This is a genomic window from Aeromonas sp. HMWF014, from assembly GCF_963878295.1.
GTDB classification, from domain to species: Bacteria; Pseudomonadota; Gammaproteobacteria; order Enterobacterales; family Aeromonadaceae; genus Aeromonas; species Aeromonas popoffii.
Genome location: NZ_CAWNYS010000190.1, coordinates 1 through 7340 on the forward strand (window position 1 = coordinate 1; position 7340 = coordinate 7340).

7 protein-coding genes and 3 tRNA genes are annotated in these 7340 nt (G+C 57.1%); 2 read left to right on the top strand and 8 right to left on the bottom strand.

Going from position 1 to position 7340, the window contains the following annotated elements:
• Positions 1–143: 143 nt before the first annotated feature.
• Entirely contained in the window at positions 144–1553 is a 1410-nt protein-coding gene (gene nhaC, locus AAC083_RS07430; RefSeq protein WP_042038947.1) for a Na+/H+ antiporter NhaC, read from the bottom strand.
• 298 nt (positions 1554–1851) lie between these two features.
• On the opposite strand from nhaC, the gene AAC083_RS07435 reads away from it, so the two are divergent.
• Positions 1852–2061, top strand: a complete 210-nt coding sequence (locus AAC083_RS07435) for a hypothetical protein (protein WP_108536209.1) — start codon at positions 1852–1854, stop codon at positions 2059–2061.
• Here the strand turns inward: AAC083_RS07435 and AAC083_RS07440 are convergent.
• The 7 genes from AAC083_RS07440 to rsmC form a co-directional block, all read right to left on the bottom strand.
• Positions 2056–2328 carry a late competence development ComFB family protein gene (locus tag AAC083_RS07440; protein WP_181364681.1) on the bottom strand — a complete coding sequence of 91 codons (273 nt, stop codon included), beginning with the start codon at positions 2326–2328 and terminating at the stop codon, positions 2056–2058. The genes AAC083_RS07435 and AAC083_RS07440 overlap by 6 nt on opposite strands.
• A 109-nt stretch (positions 2329–2437) precedes the next feature.
• A tRNA-Leu gene (locus AAC083_RS07445) sits at positions 2438–2523 on the bottom strand.
• Between the two features lie 71 nt (positions 2524–2594).
• A tRNA-Leu gene (locus tag AAC083_RS07450) sits at positions 2595–2680 on the bottom strand.
• Positions 2681–2733: 53 nt separating this feature from the next.
• A tRNA-Leu gene (locus AAC083_RS07455) sits at positions 2734–2819 on the bottom strand.
• A gap of 128 nt (positions 2820–2947) precedes the next feature.
• Positions 2948–4408, bottom strand: a complete 1461-nt coding sequence (gene glgA, locus AAC083_RS07460) for a glycogen synthase GlgA (RefSeq protein ID WP_108536211.1) — start codon at positions 4406–4408, stop codon at positions 2948–2950.
• Positions 4398–5615, bottom strand: coding sequence for a glucose-1-phosphate adenylyltransferase (gene glgC, locus AAC083_RS07465; protein WP_108536212.1), 1218 nt, complete (start codon positions 5613–5615; stop codon positions 4398–4400). The genes glgA and glgC overlap by 11 nt, the downstream gene beginning before the upstream one ends.
• A gap of 152 nt (positions 5616–5767) precedes the next feature.
• A complete protein-coding gene (gene rsmC, locus AAC083_RS07470; RefSeq protein WP_108536213.1) occupies positions 5768–6796 on the bottom strand; it encodes a 16S rRNA (guanine(1207)-N(2))-methyltransferase RsmC in 1029 nt (342 codons plus the stop codon).
• Between the two features lie 280 nt (positions 6797–7076).
• Here rsmC and AAC083_RS07475 point away from each other — a divergent pair.
• Positions 7077–7340: dihydrodipicolinate synthase family protein (locus AAC083_RS07475; protein WP_181364682.1), on the top strand; the 264-nt coding region annotated here is incomplete at its 3' end.

Sequence of the window (7340 nt, forward strand, 5' to 3'; positions counted from 1 at the left end):
AGCCACAAAATAACGGATCTGGCGAAAGGTAAAGTTCATCGGGCATCCGGCCACTCGCGACTGGGGTGGCTGTCAGCTTAACCTCGAATCCCGCTCAAACAAAAGGCGCCGTGATGGCGCCTTTGTCATTGATCTCGCAACGATTAGCGAGAGCTGGCTGCGGCCACCAGCGGAACCCGGTTCACCCCTTTGCCCATGTAGGCGAGGGTGACGGTCACTATGATGCAGGTGAAGCTGAGCCACATGTAGGGCAGGTAGTCGAGGGTGGCGACTCCGAGCACCCCGGCCATGAAGATGCCGTTGTCGCTCCAGGGCACCATGCCGCAGGTGAGGGTGCCGCCGAACTCGGCGTTGCGGGAGAGGTTCTTGCGTGCCAGTCCCAGCCGGTCGTAGTTCTTGGCCATGATCTTGGGGGTCAGGATCAGTGATACATACATGGCCGAGCCGAACACGTTGGCCAGAAAAGCGGTACCAATGGTGTGGCTGGTCAGGCTGCCGACACTGTTGATGCGTTTTTCGAAGGCACTGGCAATGACGGAGAGAATACCGACCTTCTCCAGCAGGCCACCAAAGCCCAGGCCGAAGATGATGACTGCGACCGAGCCCAGCATGGACTCCATGCCGCCGCGACCGAGAATGTTGTCGATAAAGTCGATGCCAGAGCTGATGGCAAACGGGCTGTAGGCGGAGTGCATCGCCTTGACCGGATCCATGTCCTGAAATGCGATGGCCCAGATCAGGCCCAGCAGGGCGCCGAAGCTGATCACCGGGAAGGCGGGTTTGCGGTTGGCCAGCAGGCCCAGCACCAGCACCACGGGGACTATGGCCAGCGGGGTGATGTTGAACTGGTTGTCGAGCGCCTCCATTACCAGATTGACCTGCTCCAGACTGACATTGCCTGAATATTGCATGCCCACCACGGTGAACAGCACGGCGGTGATGACATAAGAGAGCAGGCTGATGGGCAGCATCCCTTTGATGTGCTCCACCACGTCGACGTTGGACATGGTCGAGGCCAGCACCACGGAGTCGGAGAGCGGAGAGAGCTTGTCACCGAAGTAGACGCCGGAGAGTACGGCACCTGCCACCAGCGGCGCAGGCACGCCGAGACTGTGGCCGATCCCCATCATGGCAATACCGGCCGTGGCGGCAGATCCCCATGAGGTGCCAGTGGCCAGTGAGGTCAGGGAGCAGATGATCAGGGTTGCCAGCAGGAAGATGGACGGGTGGATCACCTTGAGGCCGAAGTAGATGATGCTGGGCACTATGCCGCCAGCAATCCAGGTGCCAACCAGCGCACCGACGGAGACCAGGATAAGGATGGCCCCCATCCCCTTGGCTACGCCGTCAACGGCCGCCTGCTCCAGAGATTTGTAATCGTGGCCAAGCTTGATGCCGAGCCCCATGATGATGAACCAGGCGATGAACAGCGCCAGTTGGATGGGCAAATCGAGCACGCTGGTGAACGAAAATGCCAGTGCCAGGAAAATGGCCAGACAGGCAAACACCTGCGCCATGTTCGGTAGTCGGATGTGGTTTTGTTGGTTTTGCATAGATACTTCCTAAACTCTTGCTCGCCAAGGTCAGTCCCTCTCGTCCTGTGGATACACGTATCCCGAGGGGCCAACCCAAAAAGAGGCCGCAATCTACCACAAACCTGGGGGGGAGAATCCCAACAGATTTAGCAAAAATGCACTTTTGATTGGAAAACTTACCAATTAGTTGATCTCATAACCCGTTTTTGAGTGCTCTGTTTGCCCCGATGGACATTTGAATCTGATAGAAAAGTCCGATTGCATACGCCTAAAATACAAATGATAATTGTTATTGATTGGTAGGGGAGGCATCACCATGATCTGGATTGTGAGAGTCATGCTGTTGGGCGGGCTGCTGGCTGTGCTGGGCTGGGGTCAGGATAAGGAGTACGGCATCTGGAGTCTTGGCTTTGTGCTGGCCGCCTGGGTCATGCTTGAACCCAGATTGAGGCCAGCCTTGATCCTGCTGCCAGTGGCAGGGCTGACCGGTATTGTCACTTTGCTCTGGCAGCAGCCTTGGTTATGAGGTTTTGACGGGATCCTGCTTGATCTTTTGCTGTGCCAGTGTGAGTGAGTCGACAACCAGCCTCTCCATTTCGGTGCGCTTGGCATCGGTCAGGAAGTAGAGCATATCGACACTGTGGCGAATATAGTGGGCCGGGAGCTGGTTGAGGGTGAGACAGCAGAGATCGGCCATCTGGTCGCTGGTGAGCGTCTGTTGCAGTCCCTGTTGCTCAATCTCCTTGAGCACCAGATGTTCGTAAAAGTTGTGAATATCGGTATCCGGTAGCATATGCGTTCCTTGGCATGACGATGGGCGGTAAGTCGTCAAAAGCATAGTCATAACAAGGAGTGAAAACAAAAGGCCCATCACTTGCGTGATGGGCCTTTTATGTAATGAATGGTGCGAAGAGAGGGACTCGAACCCTCACATCCGTGGGACACTAACACCTGAAGCTAGCGCGTCTACCAATTCCGCCACCTTCGCACACTGATTTTCTCCAGCTGGTTTTTAAATGCGGTTGGAGCGCATTGCTCTGTTTTTACATGTCAGAGTCATGGTGCGAAGAGAGGGACTCGAACCCTCACACCCGGGGGGCACTAACACCTGAAGCTAGCGCGTCTACCAATTCCGCCACCTTCGCACATTCGGGTTTTCTAGTTGGATTTACATGCTGCTGAATCAGCATGGCAGTATTGGTGCGAAGAGAGGGACTCGAACCCTCACATCCGTGGGACACTAACACCTGAAGCTAGCGCGTCTACCAATTCCGCCACCTTCGCATCACTGCGGAGGGGGATTCTATAGAGTTTTGGGGGAGCGTCAACAGCCAAAGGGGACTTTTTTCGCTGTTGACGTCCAAGGTGAAACCAAGGGTACAAAACTTCAGCAATTAGCCGACGTTTACGGCTCAGTAACGGCCCAATGCACTCTGATACATCAGTTCGTACTGGGTGACCGAATCAGGCCAGTTGAAGCGGGTACTCATGGCGTTGTGCTGCACCCTGGCCAAGCGCTCTTTGTCCTGCAGGAAGTAGAGCAGACTGCGGCGCATCGTATCGAGCAGGATGGAGGCCGTCGGATCGTTGAAGCAGAAGCCGGTGGCATGCTCGGGATCGGCATCCCAATCCACCACGGTATCTTTCAGACCTCCCACTGCACGCACCAGTGGCAGGGTGCCATAGGCGAGGCTGTACATCTGGTTGAGGCCGCAAGGCTCGAACAGCGAGGGCATCAGGAAGAAGTCGGCACCGGCTTCGACCAGATGGGCTAGACGATCGTCATAGGTGTTGATGAAGGCGAGTTTGCCCGGATACTGCTGGGCCATGGTTTGCAGTTGTGTGGCGAGCGCAGGATCGCCAGAGCCGACGATCACCACTTGCACCTGATGGTGGAGGAATTTCTCCAGTGCAGGGAGCAGCAGGGGGACGCCCTTCTGCTCGGTCAGGCGACAAACCATGCCGTAGATGGGCAGATCCGCAACGGCAAGCCCGGCTTCCTCTTGCAGGTGCTCTTTGCAAATCTGCTTGCCTGCCATGTTGTCGATGCTATAGGTCGCAGGCAGGAACTCGTCGAACTCCGGATCCCAGTCCTTGTAGTCGCAACCGTTTAGGATGCCGCAGAGATCGGCGGCCCGCTGCTGGAAGATATGCGCCATGCCGTGGGCGCCAAGGTGAGTCAGCAGCTCCTGGGCATAGTTGGGGCTGACCGCATTGATTTTGTCGGCGTAGAGCACCCCGCATTTGAGCAGGTTGACGTGGCCGTAGTCATAGTTGAGGCGGTGTTCGTAATCCGCGATCTCGGGCATGGCCCAGAACTGCTCGCGGCCGAACACCCCCTGAAACGCCGCGTTGTGAATGCTGATCACACTGCGGGTCTGCTGGAAGAAGGGGTTGTGGGCATGGCGGGTTTTCAGCAGCAGCGGCAGCAGGCCGGTATGCCAGTCGTTGCAGTGGGCGATATCCGGGGCAAAGCCGAGCTGCTCGCAGGCATGGAGGGCCGCGGCCGAGAAGAAGGCAAAACGTTCGCCATTATCCGGATAGGCCTGATTGTTCTCGGCGTAGAGCTGGGGACGATCGAAATATTGCGGGCAGTCGAGCAGGTAGACGCAGACGCTATCCAGTGCCATCTGGTAGATGCGATAACCGATGTCTGGCAGCCCTGGATGGGTTGGCAACCAGTGTGAAGCGACCAGTCTGGCCTCATCCCGTCGCTTTATCGTCTTGTAGAAGGGCAGCATGATCCTGACATCATGTCCCTTCTGGGCCAGGTACATCGGCAGGGCTCTGGCGACGTCTGCCAGACCTCCGGTCTTGGCCAGCCCCTCAACTTCCGAGGCAACAAACAGGATTTTCAGTGGGTTAATAGCCAACTCTTGCTCCCTTAGGTACCACCACGATACCGCCTTCGGATACGGTAAATCGCTCTCGATCGTGGTCCAGATTTTCACCGATAACGGTGCCGGGCGCAATTTCAACATTTTTATCTATGATCGCGCGCCGGATGGAGCAGCCTTCACCAATCTTCACATCCCCCAGCAGCACGGACTCACTGACATGGCTGCAAGCGCCGATATTGCAACGGAAACCGAGGATGGAACGCTGGATCTGGCTGCCCTGAATGAAGCAACCGGCGGAGATGAGGGAGTTGGCGATCTTCACTTTGCACTCGTCGCTGTCGATGAAGGTGGCAGGCGGCAGTGCCGGATAGTGGGTGTGCAGCGGCCACTTGCGGTTATAGAGGGAGAAGGGAGGGTTGTCGGCCACCAAATCCATGTGCGCTTGCCAGTAGGAGTCAAGGGTGCCCACATCCCGCCAGTAGACGCTCGGTCTTTCGCCCGGGATGACGTTGGTGCTGTAGTCATAGACATAGACGGGAGCGCGCGGGTAGAGGCTCGGGATCACATCCTTGCCAAAGTCGTGGCTGGAGTTCTCCTCGGCAGCATCCCGCTTCAGCTCGCGGCAGAGGGCATCGGTCTCGAAGATGTAGTTGCCCATGGAGACCAGCGCCTGGGTCGGATCGCCGGGGATGTGTTTGGGATGCTTGGGCTTTTCCTGAAAGCCGATCATCTTCCCTTCGGCATCCACCTCGATCACCCCGAATGCGCTCGCCTCTTCGATGGGCATGCGCAGGGCGGCGACCGTCATGGCGGCACTCTTCTGCTTGTGGAAGGTCACCATCTGGCTCACATCCATTTTGTAGATGTGGTCGGAGCCAAAGATGCAGACGTGATCCGGTTCGGCCCGCTCGATAAAGCCGAGGTTCTGGTAGATGGCGTCTGCGGTGCCGTCATACCAGCGTTTGCCCATCCGCATCTGGGCCGGGATGGGGTCGATGAAGCGGTCGGTGATCCCGACGATATTCCAGCCCTTCTTCATGTGCAGATAGAGGGACTGGGATTTGAATTGGGTCAGCACGTAGATGCGCAGAAAGTCTGCGTTGACGAAGTTATTGAGGACAAAGTCGATCAGCCTGTAGCTGCCACCGAAGGGGACGGAAGGCTTGCTGCGGGTCGTGGTCAGAGGCTGCAGGCGAGTACCTTCGCCACCAGCCAGGATCATGGTCAAGATGCCTGCCATCGTATTTCTCTCCCTGAATGAACAAGATGAAAAGGTTTTCAATGCTAGGTATAAAAAACACCCCTAAAGGGGTGTTTTTTATCGTGCTATTAGTACCTTATCAGATACCGGATGGCGCTCTCTAGCGGTTTGATTGTGCTGCTTAGACTTATTTACACTTTGCTCAGATAGACCTTGAATTTGGCATCACTGCTGATCACGTCCACCCGTTTGAAATGTGTTTCCAGTATAGGCTGGTAGCGCAAGAAGGCGTTGGCAACAATGGTCAGCGAGCCATTTGGCAGCAAAAACTCCGGTGCCCTGGCGAGGAAGGTTTCGGTCGCGGCATAGAAGGTTTTGAGACCCGCATGGAATGGCGGATTGGAGACGATGTGCTGGAAACGGGTGGAAACATCCGAATAGACATCAGAAGGATACACCTTGCCCAGCAGACCATTGATCGTCAGGGTGCGGCGGCTCGATTCGAGCGCCAGCGCGCTGATATCCACCATGTTGACCCGCAGGTCAGGATTGCGCTTGGCCAGCACTGAACCAATCACTCCTGCGCCACAGCCGAAATCGAGCAGCTCACCCTGCATCGGCGGCACCGCCGCCAGCAGCATCTGGGTGCCGAGATCCAGCTCGGCGGCGCTGAATACCCCGGGCAGCGCCAGCACGGTCAGTTCGGTGTCACCCGCCTTGCACTGGTAGCGGCCAAACCAGCTTTCCAGTTCGAACGGGGCGACCGGCTTGCAGAGCTCGCCGTGATAGAGGGAGCAGCGGCGCGCCGAATCACGCTTGATCGGCTTCTCGCCATAAGGGGCCAGCAGCTTGTCGGCGCCATTGATGCCACCGCGGTTTTCACCAGCCAGGAACAGGTCGGCGCCGGCTTCCAGCAGGGGAGTCATCATGGCCAGCAGATATTGCGCCTCGGCTTTGGCCTTTGGCATCAGCAGCAGCAGGGCGTCGAAGCGGGGGGCACCACCGAGCTGGTGGTCGAACAGGATCCCTTCGCCCAGGGCCGCCTGCTGGCTGCGGTAGTAGCAGTAATCGGTGGTAAAGACGGTCAGGGTCTGGGCCAGAGCGGCCAGCTGGCGCGGATAGTCATCCTCCAGCGCGCCACAGACAAGTAGCCGCTTGCCGACAAAGAGGGCTTGGTTTCGTTCCAGCATCTGGCTGACGGCACTGATAGGGCTGCTCATCGGGTCTCTCCGCTCAATTTTGGGCGGCCATTATACATAGCCCCTTTCGCCTTGACATTTATGCCGTGTTCCCGAAATATGCCCAGACACCATTTTTTGACCAGAGATGATGAAATGCGGTTCAACGGGTTGAAACGAAAGCACAAAAAAAGCCTGATATTCGGGCCTGCCGACGTTCGCGCGTAACCTCTCATCGCTGAGAAACTTAAAACCCCGGTTGCGCGCATCGTACCGGGGTTTTTTATTGCCATATGCGCGTTATTTAGGAGAAGGAAAGCCCATGTTTCAAGGTTCAATCGTTGCGTTGATCACCCCGTTTCGACAGGGCAAGCTGGATGAAGAGGCGCTGCTGCGTCTGGTAGAGTGGCACATCGAGCAGGGTACCCACGGCATTGTACCTGTGGGCACCACGGGCGAGAGTCCGACCCTGACTCATGACGAACACTGCCGGGTGGTCGAGCTGGTGGTCAAGCAGGTGGCAGGGCGCATCCCGGTGATTGCCGGCGCCGGTTCCAACAATCCGGTCGAAGCCATTGAGTACACC